We start from the raw sequence: 26,120 nt of genomic DNA, 5'->3' as shown, positions 1-26,120 counted from the left end.
GAGTACGTGCATGGCAGCAGCAGAACCGGTCACCGGCCTGATCCTTTCCGGCGGCGGCGCCCGTGCTGCCTATCAGGTCGGGGTCCTGGCGGGCATCGCCGACCTGCTGCCGCAAGGCGCGGCCAATCCCTTTCCGGTGATCGTCGGCACCTCGGCCGGGGCGATCAATGCGGTGACCCTGGCCAGCGGCGCCCTGCATTTCGCCGAGGCGATCCGTCGCCTGACCAGCTTCTGGCAGGGCTTTCGCAGCCACCAGGTGCTGCGCAGCGATTGGCCGGGGGTGATGCGCCAGGCCAGTCGCTTCGTCGGCCACAGCCTGCTGGGGCTTGGCCGCCAGGTGCCGGTGGCGCTGCTCGACAGTTCTCCATTGCGCGGCCTGCTGAACGAGCACCTGGACCTCAACGGCATTGGCCAGGCCATCGAGCAGCGCCACCTGCGCGCCGTGGCGGTGACCGCCTTCGGCTACGACTCCGGGCAGGCGGTGACCTTCTATCAAGGCCGCGGTGCCATCGATCCCTGGCTGCGCCACCGGCGCATCGGCCTGCCGACCCGCCTGAGTATCGAGCACTTGCTGGCCAGTTCGGCGATCCCGCTGCTGTTCGCCCCGGTCAAGCTGGGGCACGAATATTACGGTGACGGCGCGGTCCGCCAGTCGGCGCCGATCAGCCCGGCGCTGCACCTGGGCGCCAATCGCATCCTCGTGGTGGGGGTCAGCGGCAACCCACGGGGGCCGGCGGATGCCACGCCGCAGGCGCGGATCTACAGCGGTCGGCCGCCGACCCTGGCGCAGATCGGCGGGCATCTGCTCAACAGCACCTTTATCGACAGCCTCGAAGACGACCTGGAATTGCTCCAGCGTCTCAACCATCTCAGTCATCTGATTCCGAACCAGACCCATCCCCAGCGTCTTGGCCTGGCGCCGGTGGAAGTCCTGGTGGTCGCGCCGAGCCAGCCGCTGGACGAGATCGCCGCCCGCCATCGCCGTGAACTGCCGGCGGCGCTACGCCTGTTCCTGCGTGGGCCGGGGGCGACCAAGACCAGTGGGGCAGGGGTGCTCAGCTATCTGTTGTTCGAAGCCGCCTATTGCAGCGAGTTGATCGAGCTGGGACGGCGGGATGCGCTGGCCAAGCGCGCTCAGCTATGCAACTTCCTTGGATTGGCTGGGCATCACAACTGAGTAAGAGCGGGGCTCAGTACCCTGTGGGAGCGGGTTCACCCGCGATAGCGCCAGTGGGTTCACCAGCGCCATCGCGGGTAAACCCGCTCCCACAGGGTAAGTGCAGCCTTCTTATTCGGCGATCTGCAACTTGCGCGACTCGGTATAGACGTAGCGTACCTTCTCGTACTCGAACGGCGAGTTCATCTGGCCATAGCGGAAGTTGGTGGTGTAGCGCTTGTCGACCATGCGCAGCGCCCAGATTTCCGGGTGGTCATTGCTGACCTCGGCGACATTGAGGAAGTTGATCTGGTTCTCCGCACCGTAGTCCACCACCAGCCCGCCGGTGTCACGCAGGTTCGACGGGCCGAGGATCGGCAGTACGAGGTACGCACCACTGGGCACGCCCCACACGCCGAGGGTCTGGCCGAAGTCTTCGTTCTGTTTCGGGATGCCCATCTTCGCCGCCGGGTCCCACAGGCCGAACACACCGATGGTGGTGTTCATCAGCAGGCGCGCGGTGATGTCCAGCGAGCGTTTGCCCTTGAACTGCAACAGGCTGTTGAGCAGGTTCGGTACGTCGCCCAGGTTGCTGAAGAAATTGCTCACGCCGCTGCGCACGAATTCCGGGGTGACGTAGCGGTAGCCGTTGACCACCGGCAGGAACACCCATTGGTCGAAGCGGTAGTTGAAGTGATAGACCCGGCGGTTCCACGACTCCAGCGGGTCGTAGACCTCAAGGGCATTGAGGGTGGCACGTTCGAACTCGCGCTGGTCCAGGCCGGGGTTGAACTTCAGTTCCTTCAGCGGCTCGGTGAAGCCGTCGGTATCCAGCACGCTGGCCGCAGGTGCCGGTTCGTCGGCGAAGGCCGGGACGGCGGACAACAGCAGGGCGGTGATCAGCAGAGGTTTAACCACGGAAGAACTCCAGCATGGCGTCGGCGTTGACGCGGTAATTGAGGTTGCCGCAATGGCCGCCATGGGGGTACAGGGTCAGCCGGTCGCCGAAGGTCTTGCGCAGGAAACCGATATCGCCGGGGCCGAGGATCAGGTCGTCGGCGTTGTGCATCACGGCGATCTTGTCCGAGGTGCTCAGGTAGTCCTTCAGGGCATACAGGCTGACCTGGTCGATCAGTTGCAACAGGCTGCCGCCGTCGGTACGGGCGCGCCACATGGGGATCACCTGCTCGGTCAGGTAGCAGTCGAAGTCGCATTGCAGGGCGCGCTTGAAGAACGGCGTCAGGCTGCTGCCCTCGGTGATCGGGAATTTCGGCGGGATGATCAGGCCGCGGCGGTTGATCAGGTCCGAGGTGAAGGCGATATCGGCGGCGGAGAAGCGGAACGAACTGCCGATCAGCATGGCCATCTGCTCGTTGGACAGGTGCTGGCGCGATTGCTGGAAGTCGTAGAGCAGGGCGTCGTTGAGGTCGATATAGCCCTTCTGCTGGAAGTAGCGGGTCAGCTTGTTGAGGATCAGCTCATAGAAGGTGGTGTGGCTGGTCACGCCCTTGACCTCGGTCTGCACCAGGCGGTCGAGGTTGCTGATCGAGGTGTACAGGTTCACCGGCGGGTTGAGCAGCAGCACGCGCTTGAAGTTGAAGCTGCGCCGGGTCTCGTCGAGGTGGGCGACGAAGGCCGCGTCGAGGGCGCCGAGGCTGTAGCCGCTGAGGTAGAACTCCCTGACCGGCAGGCGTGGGTGCTGGGCGCGCACGCCCTGCATGACCCGGTACAGGTCTTCGGCGTCCTCGGTGCTGACGCCGGGCGTGGCGAAGCGCGAGGCGGCGCTCATGAAGTCGTAGCTGGTCGGTGAGGACAACTGCACCACGTGGAAGCCGGCCTTGTAGTACAGGCGCTTGAGGTATTCGTTGATGCTGGCATTGAACGGTGCGCCGGTCCCGGCGATCAGGAAGATCAGCGGCGCCTCGTGGTCCTGGCGGGCCAGGCGGTAGGTGAGCTTCTTCACCGGCCAGAAATTGTCCGGCAGGATGAACTCCCGTTCCGGGCGCAGGTTGAGGGTGTAGTCGTTCTGGGTGATGTCATCGTCCGTGGGCAGCTCGGGACGCAGGTCCGGCGGCGTGGTGGCGATGGTCGCCTCGAAGGGGTTGGTCAGCGGATAGCCATAGCTGGCGGCATCGATATCCGCCGCCGACGCGGCCGCACTCAACAGTAGGCCGCCCAGCAGGGCAGCGAGGCGCAGTGGTCGAAACATGACGGGTCCCCGGAAAAAGGCAAAAAGCACGATGCAGCCTAGGACACTTCCATTACTAAAGAAGTTGCCAAGTGCCACTGTCTTTGTTGTCCCGAATGTTGCCGCGCCCGCTTTGGCCGTTGCAACAATTGGTTCCATTTATCCTGGGGATAAAAATAGCCCAGGCCGGCGCTTTCGCCTTGCGCAGACGGCCTGAGGGATTATGCTGGCCGGCGATTTTTCTGACTTTGGAGTGACCCATGTCCCAGCGCTTGCCACTGATCGCCTTGCTGCTGTTCATCCCGCTGTGGCTGGCCGCCAGTTATGCGGTGCGCTATGGCTTCATGGAGGATCCGCAGTGGGTTGGGGTGTGCTCGGCGCAGGTGCAGGTGTGGGAGTGCTCGGTGCGCTCTGCCCTGGGCTTGACCATTCACTTCAGGATTCTGGCGTGGATCGGCTTGGGGCTGGCGGTTCTGGCAACCCTGGTGCCGCGCAAGGCCGGCTGGTGGCTGGCGGTGCTGGCGCTGGCGGCGGGGATTCCGGCGTTGGTGCTGTATACCGCGAGTATTGCGGTGTTCACCGTGGTGCTGGCGGGGTTGCGTCTGGTTCGCCGGACTCGCTGAGCCTACGGTTTTTGTAGTGGATTAGAGGGCCTCATCGCTGGCAAGGCCAGCTCCCACAAGGACCGCGTGCACCGCTGGACCTGTGGGAGCTGGCCTTGCCAGCGATGAGGCCCGAAAGAACTATCGGGTTCTCAGGCAACGCCACAGGGCCACGGTCATCGCCACGCTGACGAAGGCCCACACCCACGCCTGCTGGCTCAACAACCCTTCCCGATACAGCTGCGGCGCAATCCCCGCGCCGACGATCAAGGTCAGCAGCGCCACCTCGCCCCGCGCCACCCGCACCGGGCGCGCCAGGTAAACCAGCGCCGGCACCACGAACGCGGCACTCGGGAAGCTGCGGTAACGTGGATCGAACACCAGCGCCAGCATGCTCACCGCCGCGGCAAAGCCCGCCGCCAGCACCCACCAGGCGCCCCGCGCTTCCAGCCAGGCAAAGGCCCGCTCACGCCAGCCATCCCGCGCCGACAACGCCAGCGCGCCGTGTGCCAGCACGATCAGGTTCAAGCCCACCAGCAAGGCCACCCACAGCCATTCGCCGGCAAAGCGCGCATTGGTCCGCGCCAGCTCGCCCCACAAGCCGATGCTCGCCGCACCGAGCGCCGCCAGCAGCGGCAGCGCCAGGGCGTTGCGCGCAGTGCGCACCGGCCCCGCCAGCACCAGGGTGACGAAGAACAGCACGCCACTGGCGATCAACCATTGCGGCCAGAACGGCAGGTTGCTGACCGGCCCTTCCAGCACGCCCTTGTCCTGCCGGTCGGCGTCATACAGCCCCCAGTAACCGCCGACCGCACCTTCGCTGGCGCGCTTCCACGGCTGGTCGAAGGCTTCGATCAGGTTGTAGTGCCAGCCGTGCTCCTCGGCCATGGCCACGAAGCCGCGAATGAAGCGCGCTTCGTTGACCCGGCTCGGCACCGCGGTTTCCCGCTGGCGACCTTCGCTGGGCCAGCCGGTCTCGCCGATCAGGATGTCCTTGGGCGCGAACTGCTTGCCGAATTGCTGGCGGATTTCGCCGACATGGGCCAGGGCATCGTCGATACCGCGCGGGTCGTCTTCCCAGTAGGGCAGCAGATGAATGGTGAGGAAGTCCACCGCCGGGGCGATCTGCGGATGCTGCAACCAGAATTCCCAGACATCGGCGTAGGTCACCGGCACCTTGACCTGGCTCTTCACCTCGGCGATCAGCGCCGCCAGGCGGTCGCCGGTGACTTCCTTGCGCAGCAGGGTTTCGTTACCGACGATCACTGCGCTGACCACGTCCGGGTTGGCGTTGGCCGAGGCGATCAGGGCGCGGATTTCCTTGTCGGTATCCGCCGGATTGCCGTTGACCCAGGCCCCCAGCATGACCTTCAGCCCGTGTTTGCGGGCGATGGCGGGAATGCCTTCGAGCCCGGTCATGGAGTAGGTGCGGATGCACTCGAAGCGTTTCGACAGCAGCGCCAGGTCGGCGTCGATGCGCTCCGGGCGCAGGGTGAAGGGCTGGTCGAAAGGCGATTGGTCCTTGTCGAACGGTGTGTAGGAAGCGCACTGCAATTTGTGCGTGGCACTGGCGGCGTCGGGCAACACCACCGGCTTGCCGAGCCCGTACCAGAGCCCGGCGAGGGCGAACAGGCCGAGCAGGCAGGCGAACAGGTAAGGCGGCAGCGCAAAGCGGGCAGTCGAGGACATGGAGCGTTCCGGCTGAGGTGACAAAGCCGCCAATACTACCCGCAAACCTCCCCGCGTTTGCCCTTGCCATGCAAAGTTCGGGCGGGATTTTTCGTGGCCCCCGTGATTGCTGGCGGTGCTGGCAATCTGGTGTCGTTTCTCGATGTTTCGAGGTCGCTGACAGATCAGGTCCGTCGTCGGTCGAGGTTGATGATGGACGCATCAGTACTCCACTGATGGCGGTCGCGGTTCAGTGGTTGGGGCGTGAAGGGGGCGCCGTGCACCAGAACAAGACGTGGCCCGAACACCGTCGGGGCATGACTATCCGTGAAGTGACAAGGGGAAGCTTTGATGAAAATGCGACGACTCCTGGGGGCGGGCACCGCCCTGGTATTGGCAATGAGCGCCGTGACGGCGATGGCCAAGGAAGTGAGTATCGGCTACGTCGATGGCTGGGCCGACAGTGTGGCGACTACCCATGTGGCCGCCGAGGTCATCAAACAGAAGCTGGGCTACGACGTGAAAGTCCAGGCTGTGGCGACCGGGATCATGTGGCAGGGCGTGGCCACCGGTAAACTCGATGCCATGCTCTCGGCCTGGCTGCCTGTCACTCACGGCGACTACTGGGCGAAGAACAAGGACAACGTGGTCGACTACGGCCCCAACTTCAAGGACGCCAAGATCGGCCTGATCGTGCCTGAGTACGTCAAGGCGCAATCGGTCGCCGACCTGAAGACCGATGACAGCTTCAAGAACAAGATCGTCGGTATCGATGCCGGCTCCGGCGTGATGCTCAAGACCGACCAGGCGATCAAGGACTACGACCTGACCGGCTACAAGCTGCAGGCCAGCTCCGGCGCGGCGATGACCGCCGAACTGGGTCGCGCCTACGCCAAGCAGCAGTCCATCGCGGTGACCGGCTGGGTGCCGCACTGGATGTTCGCCAAGTGGAAACTGCGCTTCCTCGAAGACCCGAAAGGCGTGTACGGCGCCGCTGAAACCGTCAACAGCATCGGCAGCAAGGAACTGGCGACCAAGGCGCCGGAAGTGGCCGAGTTCCTGAAGAAGTTCTCCTGGCAGTCGAAGGACGAGATCGGCGAGGTCATGTTGGCCATTCAAGAGGGCGCAAAGCCCGATGCCGCCGCCAAGGACTGGGTCGCCAAGCACCCCGAGCGCGTTGCCGAGTGGACCGCTAAATAACCCATCGCATAGTGGCTTTATGCCTCTATCCTGAGCCTTGCAGGGCCGCCCCCCGGATTTTCCGGCGGGCGGCCCTTGTGTTTCGGGGCTGTTACCAACTTCGCAAAAGACTTTTACATCTAAGACTAAGGTCGTCTGGAGTGCGTCCATGGGCAGCATAAAGTGGTGACGGGTTCTACCTAATCTGTGCTGCGAGGACAAAAACAATGAACGACAGCATTTACCTCTCGATACAAAACAGCCCGCGGTTCAAGGAGCTGGTGTCAAAACGGGAACGATTCGCCTGGATTCTCTCGGTGATCATGCTCGGCCTCTACTCTGCTTTCATTCTCCTGATTGCCTACGGTCCCCAGATCCTGGGTACCAAGATCAGCCCTGACTCTTCGATCACCTGGGGCATCCCCCTGGGCGTGGGTCTGATCCTCTCGGCTTTCGTCCTCACCGGTATCTACGTACGTCGTGCCAACGGTGAGTTCGACGAGCTGAACAACGCAATCCTCAAGGAGGTTCAGCAATGATCCGGCGTGTACTGGCAACCCTGGCCATCGGCGCGTTCGCACCCGCCGTCTGGGCCGCCGACGCCCTCACCGGCGAGGTGCAGAAGCAACCGCTGAACGTCGCGGCGATCATCATGTTCGTCGCCTTCGTCGGCCTGACCCTGTGCATCACCTACTGGGCCTCGAAAAAGAACAACTCGGCGTCCGACTACTACGCCGCCGGCGGCAAGATCACCGGCTTCCAGAACGGCCTGGCGATCGCCGGCGACTACATGTCCGCGGCGTCCTTCCTGGGTATTTCCGCCCTGGTGTTCACCTCCGGCTACGACGGCCTGATCTACTCGATCGGCTTCCTTGTCGGCTGGCCGATCATTCTCTTCCTGATTGCCGAACGCCTGCGCAACCTGGGCAAATACACCTTCGCCGACGTGGCGTCCTACCGCCTCGGGCAGAAGGAAATCCGCACCCTGTCCGCCTCCGGTTCGCTGGTGGTGGTGGCCTTCTACCTGATCGCCCAGATGGTCGGCGCCGGCAAGCTGATCCAGCTGCTGTTCGGTCTCGACTACCACGTCGCGGTGATCCTGGTCGGCATCCTGATGTGCCTGTACGTGCTGTTCGGCGGCATGCTGGCGACCACCTGGGTGCAGATCATCAAGGCCGTGCTGCTGCTCTCCGGTGCCAGCTTCATGGCGCTGATGGTGATGAAGCACGTCAACTTCGACTTCAGCCAGCTGTTCTCCCAGGCCATCGCCGTGCACCCGAAAGGTGAAGCGATCATGAGCCCTGGCGGTCTGGTGAAAGACCCGATCTCGGCGTTCTCCCTCGGCCTGGCGCTGATGTTCGGTACCGCCGGCCTGCCGCACATCCTGATGCGCTTCTTCACTGTGAGCGACGCCAAGGAAGCCCGTAAATCGGTGTTCTACGCCACCGGCTTCATCGGCTACTTCTACATCCTGACCTTCATCATCGGCTTCGGCGCGATCCTCCTGGTCAGCACCAACCCGGCCTTCAAGGACGCTGCTGGCGCCCTGATCGGCGGCAACAACATGGCGGCGGTGCACCTGGCCGATGCGGTAGGCGGCAGCATCTTCCTCGGCTTCATCTCGGCGGTGGCCTTCGCCACCATCCTCGCGGTGGTTGCCGGCCTGACCCTGGCCGGTGCTTCGGCGGTTTCCCACGACCTGTACGCCAGCGTCTGGCGCAAAGGCAAGGCCAACGAGAAGGACGAGATCCGCGTTTCGAAGATCACCACCATCGCCCTGGCGGTGCTGGCCATCGGCCTGGGCATCCTGTTCGAAAGCCAGAACATTGCCTTCATGGTCGGCCTGGCGTTCTCCATCGCCGCCAGCTGCAACTTCCCGGTACTGCTGCTCTCGATGTACTGGAAGAAGCTGACCACCCGTGGCGCCATGATCGGCGGCTGGATGGGCCTGATCAGTGCCGTGGCGCTGATGATCCTCGGCCCGACCATCTGGGTGCAGATCCTGCACCACGAGAAGCCGATCTACCCGTACGAGTACCCGGCGCTGTTCTCGATGATCATTGCCTTCGTCGGTATCTGGTTCTTCTCGGTCACCGACAAGTCCAAGGCAGCCGAAGACGAGCGTGCGCTGTTCTTCCCGCAGTTCGTCCGTTCGCAGACCGGCCTGGGCGCCAGCGGTGCGGTTTCGCACTGATAGTTCCCCGGCAATGAAAAAACGGCCCTGAGAAGGGCCGTTTTTTTTGCCTGCGATTCAGACGCCGGTCATATGTAGCCGAGCAATAGCAGGATCAGCAGCACGATCAGCACGGTCCCGACGACCCCGGACGGCCCGTAGCCCCAGCTTCTGGAGTGCGGGAAGACCGGCAGGCCGCCGATCAGCAGCAGGATCAGGATGATGATCAGAATTGTGCCCATGACGGATTCCTCTGGTTTCGGTCGGATGGGCAGACCTGCTGTTCAGGTCCGCTTAATAAGTGTGATTGCGGGCCAGGGAAGAAAGTTTAATCGGGTTGCTCTCTCGTGCGTCATCGCTGGCAAGCCAGCTCCCACAGGGGGCGAATACGCCGCGGACTTTGTGGGAGCTGGCTTGCCAGCGATGACGGTCTTCAGGCCAGCAAAAGCCTCGGATCTTTGCCCCGACCATTCAGCAACCTGATACCGGTCGGGCCCGCGCAAACCCTTCGCTACACTGCCCGTCACCGACATGAAACAGACAAGGCAGGTGCTATGCAGAACCGCATGATGATCACCGGCGCAGGCTCCGGATTGGGGCGCGAGATTGCCCTGCGCTGGGCCCGCGAGGGGTGGCAACTGGCATTGAGCGATGTCAACGAGGAAGGCCTGAAACAGACCCTGGCCATGGTCCGCGAGGCCGGCGGCAACGGCTTCACCCAGCGCTGCGACGTGCGCGACTACAGCCAGCTGATCGCCCTGGCCCAGGCCTGCGAGGAACAGCTCGGCGGCATCGATGTGATCGTCAACAACGCCGGCGTCGCCTCGGGTGGCTTCTTCGCCGAGCTGTCCCTGGAGGACTGGGACTGGCAGATCGCGATCAACCTGATGGGCGTGGTCAAGGGCTGCAAGGCCTTCCTGCCGCTGCTGGAACGGAGCAAAGGGCGAATCATCAACATCGCCTCCATGGCCGCCTTGATGCAGGGCCCGGCGATGAGCAACTACAACGTGGCCAAGGCCGGCGTGGTGGCGCTTTCCGAGAGCCTGCTGGTGGAACTGCGCCAGCTCGAGGTGGACGTGCATGTGGTCTGCCCATCGTTCTTCCAGACCAACCTGCTGGACTCGTTCCGCGGCCCGACCCCGGCGATGAAGGCCCAGGTCGGCAAGCTGCTGGAAAGTTCGCCGATCAGCGCGGCGGATATCGCCGACTACATCTACCGCGAGGTCGAGCGCGGCCAGTTCATGATCCTGCCCCACGAGCAGGGGCGCATGGCCTGGCACCTCAAGCAGCACGACCCGCAGGCGCTCTATGACGAGATGGCCAGCATGGCCGAGAAAATGCGCGCGAAAGGCCGTCCCAGCCAATCCTGAGTCGTCTCATCAGGTATCCTCGGCGTTTTGCCAGTACCGGGGATACCTGTGCTCAACTACCTGCTGTTCTTCTTCGCCGCCGTGTTCGAGATCGCCGGCTGCTACGCCTTCTATATGTGGCTGCGGCTGGACAAGAGCGCCTGGTGGATCGCCCCGGCGCTGCTCAGCCTGACCCTGTTCGCCCTGCTCCTGACCCGGGTCGAGGCGGCCTATGCCGGCCGTGCCTACGCCGCCTATGGCGGGATCTATATCGTCACCTCGCTGCTGTGGCTGGCCTTTGTCGAGAAGGGCCGGCCGCTGACCAGCGACTGGCTCGGCGCACTGCTTTGCGTGGTTGGGGCGACGGTGATCCTGCTGGGCCCTCGGCTACAGAGCGCGGGCTGAGATTGTAGGAAGTTTCAGTAGGCTCTTTCTTTTCATGTTGTAGGACAGCTCTATTTACCGATCGGACCATTGAAGTGGACTACGCCGACAGCCAGTCTCCGAATTCACTCGAACAAGGAGGATTTGTCGATGCTGGTCATAGGACGCGAGATTGGCGAGGTCATCAACATCGGTAACGACATCAAGCTCAAGGTGATTTCCGTGGACGGCGGCACCGTGCGCTTCGGTATCAGCGCGCCGCGCAACGTGGAAATCCATCGCGCCGAAATCTATCGGCGCCTGGCGGAGGAAATGGACAAGCAGAAGGCCGGCTGATCAGTCGAACAGCTCTTTCGGGATGTCGTGCTTGGCCAGCAGCTGGCACTGCTGGCTGTCCATATCGAAGAGGATGAACGCCTGCCCCTTGGCCAGCGCCTGGCGCACGCGCAGGACGCGGGTTTCCAGCGGGGTGTCGTCGCCGTTGTCAGTGCCGTCGCGGGTGACGAAGTCTTCGATCAGGCGGGTCAGGGTTTCGGCTTCGAGTTGGTCGTAGGGGATGAGCATGGGACTGGGTCTGCTGTGAATTGATGGCACATGCTACCTGCTTTGTTGCACTTGAGGGCCTCATCGCCGGCAACGCCGGCTCCCACAAGGTTCGGCGGTGTACGCGAACCTGTGGGAGCTGGCCGGGCGGCGATCCGATTGCCAGCGATGAGGCCCTCAAGACCAATCAATCCCTGCGACCAAACACCTCATCCACCGTCGGCAACCGCGTATCACTCTCCATCTGCGCATCATGCTCCAGCTGATGACTGAACCTCTCCAGCGAACTCCCCGCCGGCTGTGAATCCGCGGCAAACACCGGCGGACTCAGCAGATAAGCCCCGAGCAAACGACTCAACGCCGCCAGGCTGTCGATATGGGTGCGCTCGTAGCCATGGGTGGCATCGCAGCCGAACGCCAGCAACGCCGTGCGGATATCGTGCCCGGCGGTAATCGCCGAGTGGGCATCGCTGAAGTAATAGCGGAACAGGTCGCGCCGCACCGGCAGGTTGTGCTCGTTGGCCAGGTGCAGCAGGTGCCGCGACAGGTGGTAGTCATAGGGCCCCGACGAGTCCTGCATGGCCACGCTGACCGCATGTTCGCTGGAGTGCTGGCCCGGGGCGACCGGGGCGATGTCGATGCCGACGAATTCGCTGACATCCCAGGGCAGGGCGCCCGCCGCGCCGGAGCCGGTTTCCTCGGTGATGGTGAACAGCGGGTGACAGTCGATCTGCGGCTGCTGGCCACTTTCCACCACCGCCTTGAGCGCCGCCAGCAAGGCCGCTACGCCGGCCTTGTCGTCCAGGTGGCGGGCGCTGATATGGCCGCTTTCGGTGAACTCCGGCAGCGGATCGAAGGCGACGAAGTCACCGATATTGATCCCCAGCGACTCACAGTCGGCGCGGGTCGCGCAGTAGGCGTCCAGGCGCACTTCGATGTGCTCCCAGCTCACCGGCATCTGGTCGATCGCGGTGTTGAAGGCGTGACCGCTGGCCATCAACGGCAGGACGCTGCCGCGCAGCACGCCGTTGTCGGTGAAGATGCTGACCCGGCTGCCTTCGGCGAAGCGGCTCGACCAGCAGCCCACCGCCGCCAGGCCGAGGCGGCCGTTGTCCTGCAGGGCGCGGACGCTGGCGCCGATGGTATCGAGGTGCGCGGAGACGGCACGGTCGGGGGAGTTCTTGCGGCCCTTGAGGGTGGCGCGGATGGTGCCGCGCCGGGTCAGTTCGAAGGGGATGCCCAGTTCTTCCAGGCGTTCGGCGACGTAGCGCACGATGGTGTCGGTAAAGCCGGTGGGACTGGGGATCGCCAGCATTTCCAGAAGGACTTTCTGCAGATAGTTCAGGTCCGGTTCGGGTAGCGGGGCAGTCATGGGCACTCCTCGGGTACTCGTGGATCAGGACGTCGGCCGGCTGTGGGGGAACAGCAGGTCGACGAAACGTTCGGCAGTGGGTTGCGGTTCGTGGTTGGCCAGGCCGGCGCGCTCGTTGGCCTCGATGAATACGTAGTCCGGCTGGTCGGCGCCGCGGACCATCAGGTCCAGCCCGACCACCGGAATGTCCAGGGCCCGGGCGGCCTGGATCGCCGCCTCGGCCAGGGCCGGATGCAGGCGCGCGGTGACGTCCTCCAGGCAGCCGCCGGTGTGCAGGTTGGCGGTGCGCCGCACTGCCAGGCGCTGGCCGGCGGGGAGGATGCTGTCGTAGTCAAAGCCGGCGGCCTGCAACGTGCGCAGGGTTTCGTCGTCCTTGGGGATGCGGCTTTCACCACCGGTCGCCGCCTGGCGTCGGCGGCTATGAGCCTCGATCAGGCGGCCGATGCTGTGCTGGCCGTCGCCGATCACTTGCGCCGGGTGACGGATCGCCGCCGCCACCACCTCGAAACCGATGACCACGATGCGCAGGTCCAGGCCGGGGTGGAAGCTTTCCAGCAACACCCGGCTGTCGAAGCGCCGGGCCTGTTCGATGGCGTGGTTGACCTCGTCGAGGCTGGTGAGGTTGACCGCCACACCGTTGCCTTGCTCTCCGTCCACCGGCTTGACCACCAGGGCGCCGTGGTCCTCGAGGAAGGCCAGGTTGTCGTCGGCATTGCCCGCCAGTTGCTGCGCCGGCACGGCCAGCCCGGCCGCAGCGAGGGTGCGCTGGGTCAGGCGCTTGTCCTGGCACAGGGTCATGCTCACCGCGCTGGTCAGGTCGCTCAGCGACTCGCGGCAGCGCACCCGCCGCCCGCCATGGCTGAGGGTGAACAGGCCGCCTTCGGCGTCATCCACCTGCACGTCGATACCGCGCCGGTAGGCTTCCTCGACGATGATCCGTGCATAGGGGTTGAGCCCGTCCTGGGGACCGGGACCAAGAAACAGCGGCTGGTTGATACCGTTCTTGCGCTTGACTGCGAAGGTCGGCAGGTTGCGGAACCCCAGCTTGGCGTAGAGGCGCTTGGCCTGGCGGTTATCGTGCAGCACCGAGAGGTCGAGGTAGTTCAGGCCACGGCTCATGAAATGCTCGACCAGGTGCCGCACCAGCACTTCGCCGACGCCCGGGCGGGTGGTGTTCGGGTCCACGGCCAGGCACCAGAGGCTGCTGCCGGCTTCCGGGTCGGCGAAGGCCTTGAGGTGGTTGAGGCCCATCACGCTGCCGATCACCGCTCCGCTGTCCTCGTCCTCGGCCAGCCAGTACACCGGCCCGCCGAGATGACGCGGGGTCAGCAACTCGGTCTTGACCGGGAGCATGCTGCGGGTCTGGTACAGGGTGTTGATCGCCAGCCAGTCCTCGTCGCTCTGCGCCCGGCGGATGCGGAAGCCGCGAAACACCCGGCTGGCCGGGCGGTAATCGCTGAACCACAGGCGCAGGGTGTCGGACGGGTCGAGGAACAGCTGGTGCGGGGCCTGGGCCAGCACCTGCTGCGGTGCGGCAACATACAGGGCGATATCCCGTTCGCCCGGCTGCTCTTCGAGCAGGGCCTCGGCGAGTTGGCCGGGCTCGGCGTAGGTATGACCGATCAGCAAGCGACCCCAGCCGCAGTGCAGCGAGCGCGGCTCGTCGTGCGGTTCGCTGCCTTCGCCGGCCAGGCGCGCCTGCAGGCGTTCGTAGGACGGCACCTGGCCGCGCAGCAGGCGTTGCCCGTAGGCGGTTGCGTGGGCTTTCATCGGTCAGATTCCTTGTTCGCTGAGCCACAGGTTGAGGGCCGCCAGTTGCCAGAGTTTCGAGCCGCGCAGCGGTGTCAGCTGGCCGTGCGGATCGCTGAGCAGGCGGTCGAGCATCGCCGGGTTGAACAGCCCGCGATCCTGGCTCGGGTCCAGCAGCAGCTCGCGCACCCAGTCCAGGGTCGCGCCTTGCAGGTGCTTGAGGCCGGGCACCGGGAAGTAACCCTTCTTGCGGTCGATCACCTCGCTGGGGATCACCAGCCGCGCCGCTTCCTTGAGCACCTGCTTGCCGCCATCCGGCAGCTTGAAGCGCGCCGGGATGCGCGCCGACAGCTCCACCAGGCGGTAATCGAGAAACGGCGTGCGCGCTTCCAGGCCCCAGGCCATGGTCATGTTGTCGACCCGCTTTACCGGGTCGTCCACCAGCATCACCGTGCTGTCCAGGCGCAGGGCCTTGTCCACCGCATCAACGGCGCCGGGTTGGGCGAAGTGCTGGCGGACGAAGTCGCCGGCGGCGTCCTGCTCCAGGAGCCAGGGCAGTTGCACGGTGTTGCGGTATTCGTCGTGGCTGCGGTCGAAGAAGGCCGCACGATAGGCCGCCAACGGATCGGCGGCGCCGTCCACCTGCGGGTACCAGTGGTAACCGGCGAACAGTTCGTCGGCGCCCTGGCCGCTCTGCACCACCTTGCAATGCTTGGCCACTTCCCGCGACAGCAGGTAGAAGGCGATGCAGTCGTGGCTGACCATCGGCTCGCTCATGGCGCGGAAGGCCGCCGGTAGTTGGGTGATGATCTCGCGCTCGTCGATGCGCAACTGGTGATGGCGGGTGCCGTAGTGCTTGGCGATCAGGTCGGAGTACTGGAACTCGTCGCCGCGCTCGCCGCCGGCATCCTCGAAGCCGATGGAGAAGGTCGACAGGTCATCGACCCCGACCTCGCGCAACAGGCCGACCAGCAGGCTGGAATCGACGCCGCCGGAGAGCAGCACGCCGACATCCACCGCCGCCCGCTGGCGGATCGCCACGGCCTCGCGGGTGCTGTCGAGCACGCGGTCGCGCCAGTCTTCCAGGGTCAGGTCCTGTTCATCGGTGCGCGGGCCGTAATGCAGGCTCCACCATTGCTGCTGCTGGCTGCGGCCCTGGGCGTCGATGCGCATCCAGGTGGCCGGCGGCAGTTTGTCGATATTGGCCAGCAGGGTGCGTGGCGCCGGGACCACGGCATGGAAGTTCAGGTAGTGGTTGAGCGCCACCGGGTCCAGCACCGGGTCGATATCGCCGCCTTGCAGCAGGGCAGGGAGGGTCGAGGCGAAGCGCAGGCGCTCGTTGTTGCGCGACAGGTACAGCGGCTTGACGCCGAGGCGGTCGCGGGCGAGGAACAGTTGCTGCGTATCGCGCTCCCAGATGGCCAGGGCGAACATGCCGTTCAGGCGTGGCAGCAGTTGCTCGCCCCAAGCGTGATAGCCCTTGAGCAGCACTTCGGTATCGCCATCGGAATAGAAGGCGTAGCCGAGGCTTTCCAGCTCGGCGCGCAGTTCCGGGAAGTTGTAGATGGCGCCGTTGAAGGCCAGGGCCAGGCCCAGGTTCTGGTCGACCATCGGCTGCGCTGAGCCGTCGGACAGGTCCATGATCTTCAGGCGGCGATGGCCCAAGGCGATCGGGCCCTGGCTGAAAAAGCCCCAGGCATCGGGGCCGCGAGGTGCCAGGTGGTGGGTGATCCGCTCAACCGCGGCGAGGTCCGCCGGGCGCGAAGGGGTGGCTACAGGGGTGAAACGAAACTCTCCAGCTAATCCGCACATAAGTCCTTACCGGTTTTGCCGTTGGGGAAGGTGCCCGAAAACGGGGCACTCAGGAACTGACCGGTGGGGATGGTGGGAGTTTTAGATCGATATGGAATAAGGCTTTGGTTGGGGTTTGAGGGGTAGTGGTGCTTTTGAGGGCCTCATCGCCGGCAACGCCGGCTCCCACAGGGTTCGTGTGCGCCACTCAACCCTGTGGGAGCCGGCGTTGCCGGCGATTGGGCCTCAAGCCTTGCCGCGCTTGAGCTCGCGCAACATGAAGCGGTTGGGGTGACAGGCCTCGGCCATCTCCCGCGGTACCGGCAGGGCATCGCCATTGATCCAGGCCGCCACCAGCTCGCCGCACAAGGGCGCGGTGATCAACCCGCGCGAGCCATGCCCGCTGTTGATATACAGGCCTTCCAGCCAAGGGCAGGGCTGGTCGGGAATCTGCCGGGCATTTTTCGCCAGTGCGGCGTAGGTTTCGGCAAAGGCTTCGGCATCCGCCAGCGGCCCGACCAGCGGCAGGTAATCCGGACTGGTGCAGCGGAATGCCGCGCGGCCTTGCAGGTGGCGCGGATCCTGCTGATCGATATCCAGTCGCTCGGCGAGGTCCGGGGAAATCTCCCGCAGCAGCTCCAGGTTGCTGCGGTGTTCTGCTTCGGTCGGCGTGGTGTCGGTGCTGTGGAAGTCGAAGCTGGCGCCCAGGGTGTGTTCGCCATGCCGTGGCGGGGCGACGTAGCCGTCGGCACAGACCACCGTTTGCAGCGCCTGGCTGGCACTGGTCACCGGCAGCCGGGTGATCTGGCCGCGAATCCGCTTGAGCGGCAAGCCGGCACTGCCGTCGAAGCGCTGGATTTCCGCCGCCCCCGCCAGCACTACCACCGGCGCCTCGGCCAGGACGGTCTGGCCATCGAGCGCTTGCCATTGTCCGTTGTGCCGGCGCAGTTGCAGCACCTCGTGGTGGGCGAGCAGGCGCACGCCCGGCTGCCCGGCCTGCCAGTGGCACAGCGCCGGCGGATGCACCCAGCCGCCTTCGGGATAGAACAGGCCGCCGCTGGGCAGGCCGATACCGGCCACGGCTTCGGCCTGCTGGCGATCCAGGCGTTGCACCAGTTCTTCGCTGAACGCGCCGGCCAATTGCGCCTGGCGCTGGTCTTCCTTGGCGTCGAAGGCCAGTTGCAGCACGCCGCAATCATCCCAGTCGCTGCCTCGTTGCAGACGCTGCAGCAGCCGTCGGGTATGGCCGAAGCCGCTGACGATCAGCTGCGACAGCAGCGTGCCGTGGGCCGAGAGCTTGAGATACAGCACGCCCTGCGGATTACCCGAGGCTTCCTGCGCCGGGCCGGCATGGCGCTCCAGCAGGCTGACCTGCCAGCCCCGCGCAGCCAGGCTGGCGGCGCTGGCGCACCCGGCCAGGCCGGCACCGATCACCAGGGCATGGCGCGGCCCGGATGGCTGCGGCGGGCGGCGGTACCACGGGGCTGGTGCAGGCAATGCTGGCTGCTCTTCGCTGGTGCCGTCGAACACCCCGCGCAGCACCTCCCATTTCTTGCCGATGCCGGGAATGCGCTTCATCCGGAAGCCCACGGCGATCAGCGCGCGGCGTACCCAGCCGGTGCTGGTGAAGGTGCCGAGGCTGGTGCCGGGCACGCTCAGCCGGCCAAGCTGGGCGAACAGCTCCGGGGTCCACATGTCGGGGTTCTTCGCCGGGGCGAAGCCGTCGAGGAACCAGGCATCGATGCGTCCGTCGAGCTTCTCGAACTGCTCGCGGGCATCGCCGATCATCAGGGTCAGGCTGATCCGGCCGTCATCGAACAGGAACTGCTGGTAACCCTCGTGTACCGCCACGTACTGCGCCAGCAGGGCCTGGCCCTGGGTCGCCAGTTGCGGCCACAGGGCCAGGGCGCGGTGCAGGTCGTCGCGGGTCAGGGGAAATTTTTCGGCGCTGATGAAATGCAGGCGGGCGCCCGGCACTGCGCACTGCTCGAACAACTGCCAGGCGCAAAGGAAATTCAGCCCGGTGCCGAAGCCGGTTTCACCGATCACCAGGCACTCGTCCGGGACCAGCGCGGCGAAGCGTTGGCGCAGGTCGTTCTGCTCGATGAACACATGATGGGTTTCCTCCAGGCTCTGCTCCTTGGAGAAATAGATGTCGTCGTACTGCCGCGAATGCGGGCGGCCCAGTTCGTCCCAGTCGATCTGGGCGTGGCGCGGGTCAGGGGTGTCGGTCATGAAGGGGCTCGGCAACAGCGGATCCGGCATTCTAGCCGATCGCCACGGCGCCGTTTGATCTGGCGCAAGGCCGGACAAAAACGATGGCGATCCGCTAGTCTTGCTTATCCAAGAAGGGAGCCTGGTATGTTCGAATCCGCTGAAATCGGTCACTCGATCGACAAAGAAACCTACGAAGCCGAAGTGCCCGCGCTGCGCGAGGCCCTGCTCGAAGCCCAGTTCGAGCTCAAGCAGCAGGCGCGTTTTCCGGTGATCGTGCTGATCAACGGCATCGAGGGCGCCGGCAAGGGCGAGACGGTCAAGCTGCTGAACGAATGGATGGATCCGCGGCTGATCGAGGTGCGTACCTTCGACCAGCAGACCGACGAGGAACTGGCCCACCCACCGGCCTGGCGCTACTGGCGGGCGCTGCCGGCCAAGGGGCGCATGGGCGTGTTCTTCGGCAACTGGTACAGCCAGATGCTCCAGGGCCGGGTGCACGGGCAGTTCAAGGATGCCGTACTGGACCAGGCGATCACCGGGGCGGAACGTCTGGAGCAGATGCTTTGCGATGAAGGCGCGCTGATCTTCAAATTCTGGTTCCACCTGTCCAAGAAACAGATGAAGGACCGCCTCAAGTCCCTCAAGAAAGACCCGCAGAGTAGCTGGCGCATCAGTCCGCTGGACTGGCAGCAGTCGGAAACCTACGACCGTTTCGTGCGCTTCGGCGAGCGGGTGCTGCGGCGGACCAGCCGCGACTACGCGCCCTGGCATGTGATCGAAGGCTCCGACCCGCACTATCGCAGCCTGGCGGTGGGGCGGATCCTTCTGGAGGGCTTGCAGAACGCGCTGAAGACCGAGGGCAACGTCAAGCAGCCGACCCATATCGCGCCCCTGAGCGAGAGCATCGACAAGCTCAGCCTGCTGGATGCCCTGGATCTCGGCGTGCGCCTGGACAAGCACGACTACCAGGAGCAGTTGCTCGCCGAGCAGGCACGCCTGGCCGGCCTGCTGCGCGACAAGCGCATGAAGCACCACGCCCTGGTGGCGGTGTTCGAAGGTAACGATGCGGCGGGCAAGGGCGGGGCGATCCGCCGCGTGGCCGCTGCGCTCGACCCGCGCCAGTACCGCATCATCCCGATTGCCGCGCCGACCGAAGAAGAGCGCGCCCAGCCTTATCTGTGGCGGTTCTGGCGGCATATTCCGGGGCGCGGCAAGTTCACCGTATTCGACCGTTCCTGGTACGGCCGGGTGCTGGTGGAGCGGGTCGAAGGCTTCTGCACCCCGGCCGACTGGATGCGCGCCTATGGCGAAATCAACGATTTCGAAGAGCAGTTGAGCAACGCCGGCGTGGTGGTGGTGAAGTTCTGGCTGGCGATCGACCAGCAGACCCAGCTGGAGCGTTTCCAGGAGCGCGAGGAAATCCCGTTCAAGCGCTTCAAGATCACCGAGGAAGACTGGCGCAACCGTGACAAATGGGATCTGTATGCCCGGGCGGTGGGGGATATGGTCGACCGTACCAGCACCGAGATTTCCGCCTGGACCCTGGTGGAAGCCAATGACAAGCGCTGGGCGCGGGTGAAGGTGTTGCGGACCATCAATGAGGCGCTTGAAGCGGCGTTTCGCAAGCACAAGAAGTAGCGACTGACCGGCATGCCGGCGATGTTGTCCTGTCGGTCTCATCGCTGGCAAGCCAGCTCCCACAGGGCCTGCGTCGAGCACAGATACTGTGGCTGGCCCAGAACCCTGTGGGAGTCGGCTTGCCGACGATGAGGCCGGCAGCGACAACCCAGGACTTGCTGATTCAGCCCTTGCCGCCGGCTTCGAGCATCTGCTCCGGCCGTACCCACTGGTCGAACTGGGCATCGGTCAGATAGCCCAGGGTCAATGCCGCTTCACGCAGGGTGGTGCCTTCGGCATAGGCCTTCTTGGCGATTTCCGCCGCCTTGTCATAGCCGATATGCGGATTCAGCGCGGTCACCAGCATCAGCCCGCGCTCCAGGTGCGCGGCCATTTGCTGGGCGTCCGGCTCGATGCCGGCCACGCAATGACGCTGGAAGTTCACGCAGCCATCGGCAAGCAGTTCGATGGATTGCAGCAGGTTGTGGATGATCACCGGCTTGAACACGTTCAACTGCAGATGCCCCTGGCTCGCCGCAAAACCGATCGCGGTGTCGTTGCCCAGTACCTGGCAGGCCAGCATGGACAGGGCCTCGCATTGGGTCGGGTTGACCTTGCCGGGCATGATCGAGCTGCCGGGTTCGTTGGCCGGCAGGCGCACTTCCTGGAAGCCGGCACGGGGCCCCGAGCCGAGCAGGCGCAGGTCGTTGGCGATCTTCATCAGCGCCACGGCGAGGGTTTTCAGGCCGCCGGCCAGGGTAGTCAGGGGCTCATGGCCGGCGAGGGCGGCGAATTTGTTCGGTGCGGTGACGAACGGTAGCCCGGACAGCGCCGCCAGTTCTGATGCGATGGCTTCGGCGAAACCGTGCGGGGCATTCAGCCCGGTACCCACCGCCGTGCCGCCCTGGGCCAGTTCGCAGACCGCCGGCAGGGCGCCACGGATCGCGCGCTGGGCATAGTCCAGCTGGGCGATCCAGGCCGAGACCTCCTGGCCGAAGGTGATCGGCGTGGCATCCATCATATGGGTGCGTCCGGTCTTCACCAGGTGGGTGTGCCGTGCCGACAGCTCGGCCAGCCCGGCCGACAGCTCGGCGATGGCTGGCAGCAATTTGCCCTGCACCGCCTGGGCGGCGGCGATGTGCATGGCGGTGGGGAAGCAGTCGTTGGAGCTCTGCGAGCGGTTGACGTGGTCGTTGGGGTGCACCGGCTCCTTGCCGCCGCGGCCCTTGCCGGCCAGTTCGTTGGCGCGGCCGGCGATCACTTCGTTGACGTTCATGTTGCTCTGGGTGCCGCTGCCGGTCTGCCAGACCACCAGGGGGAACTGGTCGTCGTGCTCGCCGTCGAGCACTTCGTCGGCGGCCTGCTCGATCAGCCGGGCGATATCGGCAGGGAGGTCTCCATTGCGGTCGTTGACCCGCGCGGCGGCTTTCTTGACCAGGGCCAGGGCATGCAGCACGGCCAGCGGCATGCGTTCCTTGCCGATGGCGAAGTTGATCAGCGAGCGCTGCGTTTGGGCGCCCCAATAGACCTCGTCAGGAACTTCGACCGGTCCGAGGCTGTCAGTTTCGATGCGGCTCATGTGTTACCCACTCCTTATGCAAGATGCCAGGTTTGACCAGACAGTTTAGGTCTCGATTATGAAGGCCGGTTCCATAGCCCACTCGTCCTATTGAGCGGTTGCGCCCGTGGGCGCAGAATGCTCTACGCTGGAAACACTCACTTACTCTTTTAAGGAATTCCGATGACCCGTCTCCGCGCCCTTTGCACGGCCGTCGCCCTGGTTTGCGCAAGCGGCCAGGTGTTCGCTGCTACCCCCAGCCACGAAGCGGCTGCCGACACCTTCCTCAAGCTGGCGCACGCCGACAAGCTCGGTACTCCGGTGTACATGCAGGTGCAGCAGATGTTTGCCCAGCGCTTCGAGCAGACCAAGGCGCCTGCCTCGAAGAAGGCCGTGCTCGACAGCTACCAGGCCAAGGCCAACGCGGCTCTGGACAACGCCATCGGCTGGAACAAGCTCAAGCCGGACATGGTCAAGCTGTACACCAGCACCTTCAGCGAGCAGGAGCTGAAAGACCTGGTGGCCTTCTACCAGTCACCGCTGGGCAAGAAAGTCCTGGAGAAAATGCCTCAGGTCACCCAGCAATCGGCGCAGCTGACCCAGCAGAAACTGGAAAGCGCGGTACCGGTGGTCAACAAGCTGCTGGCCGACATGACCAACGAACTCGATCCGAATGCCGGCAAGGCCGCCGCCCCGGCCAAGAAGCCATAAGCGGAGCCGAAGATGTCGATGCAGCAGAAGATCGAACAGAGCCTGTCGGCGCTGGAGCCCCGGCACCTGCAGGTCCTGGACGAAAGCCACATGCATAGCCGTGGCCAGGAAACCCATTACAAGGCGGTACTGGTCAGCGAGCAGTTCGAGGGTCTCAACAGCGTCAAGCGTCATCAGAAGGTGTACGCCACCCTCGGCGACCTGATGGGGCAGTTCCACGCCCTGGCGCTGCATACCTATACCCCGCAGGAATGGGAAAAAGTCGGCGCTGCGCCGGCTTCACCGACCTGCGCCGGAGGTAGCAAGCACTGATTTAACCATCGGTTTTTGCTAGACTCCGCACCCGCGCCGCTTGTCGGCGCGTTTTTATTTGTATTTTCGAACCCGGTCCGCCCTTTGCGAGGGCAACCACTGGAGAGTTGCAAGCATGACCCAACCCATCGTCGTGGCGGCGCTGTACAAGTTCGTCACCCTGGAAGACTACGTCGAACTGCGCGAGCCGCTGCTGGCCTGCATGGAAGCCAACGGCGTCAAAGGCACCCTGCTGCTGGCCGAAGAAGGCATCAACGGCACGGTCTCCTCCACCCGCGAAGGCATCGACGGCCTGCTCGCCTGGCTGCGCAACGACCCGCGCCTGGTGGATGTCGACCACAAGGAGTCGTACTGCGACGAGCAGCCGTTCTACCGCACCAAGGTCAAGCTGAAGAAAGAGATCGTCACCCTCGGCGTGCCGGGCGTGGACCCGAACAAGGCGGTCGGCACCTATGTCGAGCCCGAGGACTGGAACGCCCTGATCAGCGACCCGGAAGTGCTGCTGATCGACACCCGCAACGACTACGAAGTGGCCATTGGCACCTTTGAAGGCGCCATCGATCCGAAGACCACTTCGTTCCGCGAATTCCCCGACTACATCAAGGCCAACTTCGACCCGGCACGGCACAAGAAGGTGGCCATGTTCTGCACCGGCGGCATCCGCTGCGAGAAGGCGTCCAGCTATATGCTCGGCGAGGGTTTCGAAGCCGTCTATCATTTGAAAGGCGGGATCCTGAAATATCTTGAAGAAGTTCCTCAGGACCAGAGCAAGTGGCAGGGCGACTGCTTCGTCTTCGACAACCGGGTCACCGTGCGTCATGACCTCAGCGAAGGCGACTACGACCAGTGCCACGCTTGCCGCCATCCGGTCAGTGTGGAAGACCGGGCCTCGGAGCATTATTCGCCAGGCATCAGTTGCCCGCATTGCTGGGACAGCCTGAGCGAGAAGACCCGCCGCAGTGCCATCGACCGGCAGAAGCAGATCGAACTGGCCAAGGCCCGCAACCAGCCGCACCCGATCGGGTACAACTACCGCAAAGCCGAGGTGTGATGGATGAGCGCTCGCCTGCTGTATGTCATGGACCCGATGTGCTCCTGGTGCTGGGGCTTCGCGCCGGTGGCCGCGGCCCTGATCGCCCAGGCGCGTGAGGCGGGGGTCGAAACCCGTCTCGTGGTGGGCGGGCTGCGTACTGGCAGCTCGGCGCTGGATGCGTCGACCCGGCGCTATATCCTCGAACACTGGCAGGCGGTCAACCAGGCCACCGGCCAGCCGTTCCGGTTCGACGGTGCCATGCCTGACGGTTTCGTCTACGACACCGAGCCGGCGTGCCGGGCGCTGGTCACCGCACGCAGCCTCGATGGTGACAAGGTCTGGGCCTTGCTGGCGCTGATCCAGCAGGCGTTCTACCAGCGTGCCGAGGATGTCACCCTGGCGCCGACCCTGGTCAATCTGGCCGAACAGGCCGGTTTCGATCGCGCCACCTTCGCCACGGCTTTCACCAGTGCCGAACAGCGCACCGCCACCACCGCCGACTTCAGTTGGGCCCAGGACCTGGGCATCGCCGGTTTCCCCACCCTGCTCGCCGAGCGCAACGGACAACTGGCCCTGCTGACCAACGGCTACCAGGCGCTGGAGTCCCTTGAGCCGCTGCTCGGCCGCTGGCTGGAGCGGGCTGCCTATGCTTGATCTGCCAGGCTCGCCCGACCCGGTACCCGGGCCTGCGGCGGCGTCTGCCGATCGCTTGAGCTGGGCGGAAATCCGCCGCCTGGCGCTGCATCACAAGAAAGCCCTGTGGACCGCCAATGGCGTCGCCGTGCTGGCGGCGCTGTGCAGCGTGCCGATTCCGCTGTTGCTGCCTTTGCTGGTGGACGAAGTCCTGCTCGGCCACGGCGATGCCGCGCTGAAATGGATGAACCACTTGCTGCCGACCGACTGGCAGGTGGCGGTCGGCTATATCGGCCTGATGCTGGCGTTCACCCTGGTCATGCGTGCCACCGCACTGGTCTTCAACGTGATCCAGGCCAAGCTGTTTGCCGGCCTGGCCAAGGACATCGTCTACCGCCTGCGCATCCGCCTGATCGAGCGGCTCAAGCGGATTTCCCTCAGCGAATACGAAAGCCTCGGCAGTGGCACGGTCACCACCCATCTGGTGACCGACCTCGACACCCTCGACAAATTCGTCGGTGAGACCCTCAGCCGTTTCCTCGTGGCGATGCTGACCCTGACCGGCACGGCGGCGATCCTGGTCTGGATGCACTGGCAACTGGCGCTGCTGATCCTGTTGTTCAACCCGCTGGTGATCTTCGCCACGGTGCAACTGGGCAAGCGGGTCAAGCACCTGAAGAAGCTGGAAAACGACAGCACCTCGCGCTTCACCCAGGCCCTCACCGAAACCCTCGATGCCATCCAGGAAGTCCGCGCCGGCAACCGCCAGGGCTATTTCCTCGGACGCCTCGGCCTGCGTGCCCAGGAGGTGCGCAACTATGCCGTGGCCTCGCAATGGAAAAGCGACGCCAGCGGTCGGGCCAGTGCCCTGCTGTTCCAGTTCGGCATCGATATCTTCCGGGCGGCGGCGATGCTCACGGTGCTGTTCTCCGACCTCAGCATCGGCCAGATGCTCGCGGTGTTCAGCTACCTCTGGTTCATGATCGGCCCGGTGGAGCAACTGCTGAACCTGCAGTACGCCTATTACGGGGCCGGTGGCGCCCTGAGCCGGATCAACGAGCTGCTGGCGCGTAACGACGAGCCGCAATACGCCGGCGGCAGCGACCCGTTCCACGGGCAGACCACGGTCGGTATCGAAGTGCGCGGCCTGCGTTTCGGCTATGGCGAGGAACCGGTACTGGACCAGTTGAACCTGTCCATCGCGCCGGGCGAGAAGGTGGCCATTGTCGGCGCCAGCGGCGGCGGCAAGAGCACCCTGGTGCAATTGCTCCTCGGCCTTTATAGCGCCCAGGCCGGAACCATCCGTTTCGGCGGCGCGACGCTGCAGGAAATCGGCCTGGAAACCCTGCGCGAGAACGTTGCGGTGGTGCTCCAGCATCCCTCGTTGTTCAACGATACGGTACGCGCCAACCTGACCATGGGCCGTGAGTGCAGCGACGAGGAGTGCTGGCAGGCCCTGGCCATCGCCCAACTGGATGACGCCATCGGCGCCTTGCCCCAGGGGCTGGACAGCGTGGTCGGGCGGTCCGGGGTGCGTCTGTCCGGCGGCCAGCGTCAGCGTCTGGCGATTGCGCGGATGGTCCTGGCCAAGCCCAAGGTGGTGATTCTCGACGAAGCCACCTCGGCCCTCGACGCCGCCACCGAATACAACCTGCATCACGCCCTGGCGCGCTTCCTCAGCGCCCGTACCACACTGATCATTGCCCACCGCCTGTCTGCGGTGAAACAGGCCGATCGCGTGCTGGTGTTCGACGGCGGCCATGTCGCCGAGGATGGCGGCCACCAGCAGCTGATCGCCGAGGGCGGGTTGTACGCCAAGCTGTACGGTCACTTGCAGCAGAGCTGAGCCAGGATTGTGAGAAATCACTTATCCCGATGGAGGCAA

General features: G+C 64.7%; 24 protein-coding genes. 14 read left to right on the top strand and 10 right to left on the bottom strand.

Annotated elements, in window-relative coordinates:
- Nucleotides 1-10: 10 nt before the first annotated feature.
- Entirely contained in the window at nucleotides 11-1,177 is a 1,167-nt protein-coding gene (locus tag ACODSK_RS09445) for a patatin-like phospholipase family protein (RefSeq protein ID WP_489015588.1), read from the top strand.
- Between the two features lie 111 nt (nucleotides 1,178-1,288).
- Here ACODSK_RS09445 and ACODSK_RS09440 read toward each other — a convergent pair whose 3' ends face one another.
- The gene (locus ACODSK_RS09440) at nucleotides 1,289-2,074 is read right to left on the bottom strand and encodes an MlaA family lipoprotein (RefSeq protein WP_489015586.1); all 786 of its coding nucleotides are present in this window, start codon (nucleotides 2,072-2,074) and stop codon (nucleotides 1,289-1,291) included.
- Nucleotides 2,067-3,365: a serine/threonine protein kinase gene (locus ACODSK_RS09435; protein ID WP_489015584.1), complete on the bottom strand. Its 1,299-nt coding sequence runs from the start codon at nucleotides 3,363-3,365 to the stop codon at nucleotides 2,067-2,069. The genes ACODSK_RS09440 and ACODSK_RS09435 overlap by 8 nt, the downstream gene beginning before the upstream one ends.
- A 239-nt stretch (nucleotides 3,366-3,604) precedes the next feature.
- On the opposite strand from ACODSK_RS09435, the gene ACODSK_RS09430 reads away from it, so the two are divergent.
- Nucleotides 3,605-3,967 (top strand): hypothetical protein, encoded by a 363-nt coding sequence (locus tag ACODSK_RS09430; RefSeq protein ID WP_489015582.1) that lies wholly within the window; start codon nucleotides 3,605-3,607, stop codon nucleotides 3,965-3,967.
- Between the two features lie 120 nt (nucleotides 3,968-4,087).
- On the opposite strand, the gene ACODSK_RS09425 is transcribed toward ACODSK_RS09430, so the two are convergent.
- Nucleotides 4,088-5,635: a glycoside hydrolase family 17 protein gene (locus ACODSK_RS09425; protein WP_489015580.1), complete on the bottom strand. Its 1,548-nt coding sequence runs from the start codon at nucleotides 5,633-5,635 to the stop codon at nucleotides 4,088-4,090.
- A gap of 330 nt (nucleotides 5,636-5,965) precedes the next feature.
- On the opposite strand from ACODSK_RS09425, the gene ACODSK_RS09420 reads away from it, so the two are divergent.
- The 3 genes from ACODSK_RS09420 (at nucleotide 5,966) to ACODSK_RS09410 (ending at nucleotide 8,987) form a co-directional block, all read left to right on the top strand.
- Nucleotides 5,966-6,814, top strand: a complete 849-nt coding sequence (locus tag ACODSK_RS09420; protein WP_489015578.1) for a glycine betaine ABC transporter substrate-binding protein — start codon at nucleotides 5,966-5,968, stop codon at nucleotides 6,812-6,814.
- Nucleotides 6,815-7,020: 206 nt separating this feature from the next.
- Nucleotides 7,021-7,332: a DUF485 domain-containing protein gene (locus ACODSK_RS09415; protein WP_489015576.1), complete on the top strand. Its 312-nt coding sequence runs from the start codon at nucleotides 7,021-7,023 to the stop codon at nucleotides 7,330-7,332.
- A complete protein-coding gene (locus ACODSK_RS09410; protein ID WP_489015574.1) occupies nucleotides 7,329-8,987 on the top strand; it encodes a cation acetate symporter in 1,659 nt (552 codons plus the stop codon). The genes ACODSK_RS09415 and ACODSK_RS09410 overlap by 4 nt, the downstream gene beginning before the upstream one ends.
- A gap of 68 nt (nucleotides 8,988-9,055) precedes the next feature.
- Here the strand turns inward: ACODSK_RS09410 and ACODSK_RS09405 are convergent, their stop codons facing one another.
- Nucleotides 9,056-9,208 carry a DUF3309 family protein gene (locus tag ACODSK_RS09405; protein WP_489015572.1) on the bottom strand — a complete coding sequence of 51 codons (153 nt, stop codon included), beginning with the start codon at nucleotides 9,206-9,208 and terminating at the stop codon, nucleotides 9,056-9,058.
- 312 nt (nucleotides 9,209-9,520) lie between these two features.
- Between ACODSK_RS09405 and ACODSK_RS09400 the strand changes: the two genes are divergently transcribed.
- From ACODSK_RS09400 to csrA, 3 genes are all read left to right on the top strand, one after another.
- Nucleotides 9,521-10,336 (top strand): SDR family oxidoreductase, encoded by an 816-nt coding sequence (locus ACODSK_RS09400; protein WP_489015570.1) that lies wholly within the window; start codon nucleotides 9,521-9,523, stop codon nucleotides 10,334-10,336.
- A gap of 48 nt (nucleotides 10,337-10,384) precedes the next feature.
- A complete protein-coding gene (locus ACODSK_RS09395; RefSeq protein ID WP_489015568.1) occupies nucleotides 10,385-10,720 on the top strand; it encodes a YnfA family protein in 336 nt (111 codons plus the stop codon).
- Nucleotides 10,721-10,849: 129 nt separating this feature from the next.
- Entirely contained in the window at nucleotides 10,850-11,035 is a 186-nt protein-coding gene (csrA, locus tag ACODSK_RS09390) for a carbon storage regulator CsrA (RefSeq protein ID WP_489015566.1), read from the top strand.
- Here csrA and ACODSK_RS09385 read toward each other — a convergent pair whose 3' ends face one another.
- The 5 genes from ACODSK_RS09385 to mnmC form a co-directional block, all read right to left on the bottom strand.
- Nucleotides 11,036-11,263, bottom strand: coding sequence for a YheU family protein (locus ACODSK_RS09385; protein ID WP_075803776.1), 228 nt, complete (start codon nucleotides 11,261-11,263; stop codon nucleotides 11,036-11,038).
- Between the two features lie 166 nt (nucleotides 11,264-11,429).
- Nucleotides 11,430-12,614: an osmoprotectant NAGGN system M42 family peptidase gene (locus ACODSK_RS09380; protein ID WP_489015565.1), complete on the bottom strand. Its 1,185-nt coding sequence runs from the start codon at nucleotides 12,612-12,614 to the stop codon at nucleotides 11,430-11,432.
- Nucleotides 12,615-12,638: 24 nt separating this feature from the next.
- A complete protein-coding gene (gene ngg / locus ACODSK_RS09375; protein ID WP_489015563.1) occupies nucleotides 12,639-14,384 on the bottom strand; it encodes an N-acetylglutaminylglutamine synthetase in 1,746 nt (581 codons plus the stop codon).
- 3 nt (nucleotides 14,385-14,387) lie between these two features.
- A complete protein-coding gene (locus ACODSK_RS09370; protein ID WP_489015562.1) occupies nucleotides 14,388-16,175 on the bottom strand; it encodes an N-acetylglutaminylglutamine amidotransferase in 1,788 nt (595 codons plus the stop codon).
- 225 nt (nucleotides 16,176-16,400) lie between these two features.
- Nucleotides 16,401-18,389 carry a bifunctional tRNA (5-methylaminomethyl-2-thiouridine)(34)-methyltransferase MnmC2/FAD-dependent 5-carboxymethylaminomethyl-2-thiouridine(34) oxidoreductase MnmC1 gene (mnmC, locus tag ACODSK_RS09365; protein ID WP_489015560.1) on the bottom strand — a complete coding sequence of 663 codons (1,989 nt, stop codon included), beginning with the start codon at nucleotides 18,387-18,389 and terminating at the stop codon, nucleotides 16,401-16,403.
- Nucleotides 18,390-18,515: 126 nt separating this feature from the next.
- Between mnmC and pap the strand changes: the two genes are divergently transcribed.
- Complete coding sequence (pap, locus tag ACODSK_RS09360) at nucleotides 18,516-20,009, top strand: polyphosphate:AMP phosphotransferase (protein WP_489015558.1); 1,494 nt, start codon at nucleotides 18,516-18,518, stop codon at nucleotides 20,007-20,009.
- Between the two features lie 163 nt (nucleotides 20,010-20,172).
- Here the strand turns inward: pap and ACODSK_RS09355 are convergent, their stop codons facing one another.
- Nucleotides 20,173-21,567, bottom strand: coding sequence for a class II fumarate hydratase (locus ACODSK_RS09355; RefSeq protein ID WP_489015557.1), 1,395 nt, complete (start codon nucleotides 21,565-21,567; stop codon nucleotides 20,173-20,175).
- Nucleotides 21,568-21,729: 162 nt separating this feature from the next.
- On the opposite strand from ACODSK_RS09355, the gene ACODSK_RS09350 reads away from it, so the two are divergent.
- The 5 genes from ACODSK_RS09350 to ACODSK_RS09330 all read left to right on the top strand — a co-directional run bounded on the left by ACODSK_RS09350 (nucleotide 21,730) and on the right by ACODSK_RS09330 (nucleotide 26,081).
- Nucleotides 21,730-22,257: a DUF2059 domain-containing protein gene (locus tag ACODSK_RS09350; protein ID WP_489015556.1), complete on the top strand. Its 528-nt coding sequence runs from the start codon at nucleotides 21,730-21,732 to the stop codon at nucleotides 22,255-22,257.
- 12 nt (nucleotides 22,258-22,269) lie between these two features.
- On the top strand, nucleotides 22,270-22,569 hold the full coding sequence (locus ACODSK_RS09345; protein ID WP_489015555.1) for a BolA family protein: 300 nt from the start codon (nucleotides 22,270-22,272) through the stop codon (nucleotides 22,567-22,569).
- A 115-nt stretch (nucleotides 22,570-22,684) separates the two neighbouring features.
- Entirely contained in the window at nucleotides 22,685-23,620 is a 936-nt protein-coding gene (trhO, locus tag ACODSK_RS09340; protein ID WP_489015554.1) for an oxygen-dependent tRNA uridine(34) hydroxylase TrhO, read from the top strand.
- A 3-nt stretch (nucleotides 23,621-23,623) separates the two neighbouring features.
- Nucleotides 23,624-24,256 (top strand): DsbA family protein, encoded by a 633-nt coding sequence (locus ACODSK_RS09335; protein ID WP_489015552.1) that lies wholly within the window; start codon nucleotides 23,624-23,626, stop codon nucleotides 24,254-24,256.
- Nucleotides 24,249-26,081 (top strand): ABC transporter ATP-binding protein, encoded by a 1,833-nt coding sequence (locus tag ACODSK_RS09330; RefSeq protein ID WP_489015551.1) that lies wholly within the window; start codon nucleotides 24,249-24,251, stop codon nucleotides 26,079-26,081. Before ACODSK_RS09335 ends, ACODSK_RS09330 begins: the two co-directional genes overlap by 8 nt.
- Nucleotides 26,082-26,120: the final 39 nt, after the last annotated feature.

This window comes from Pseudomonas sp. FG98, from assembly GCF_057808595.1.
This window is presented reverse-complemented; position numbering and strand designations above follow the sequence as displayed.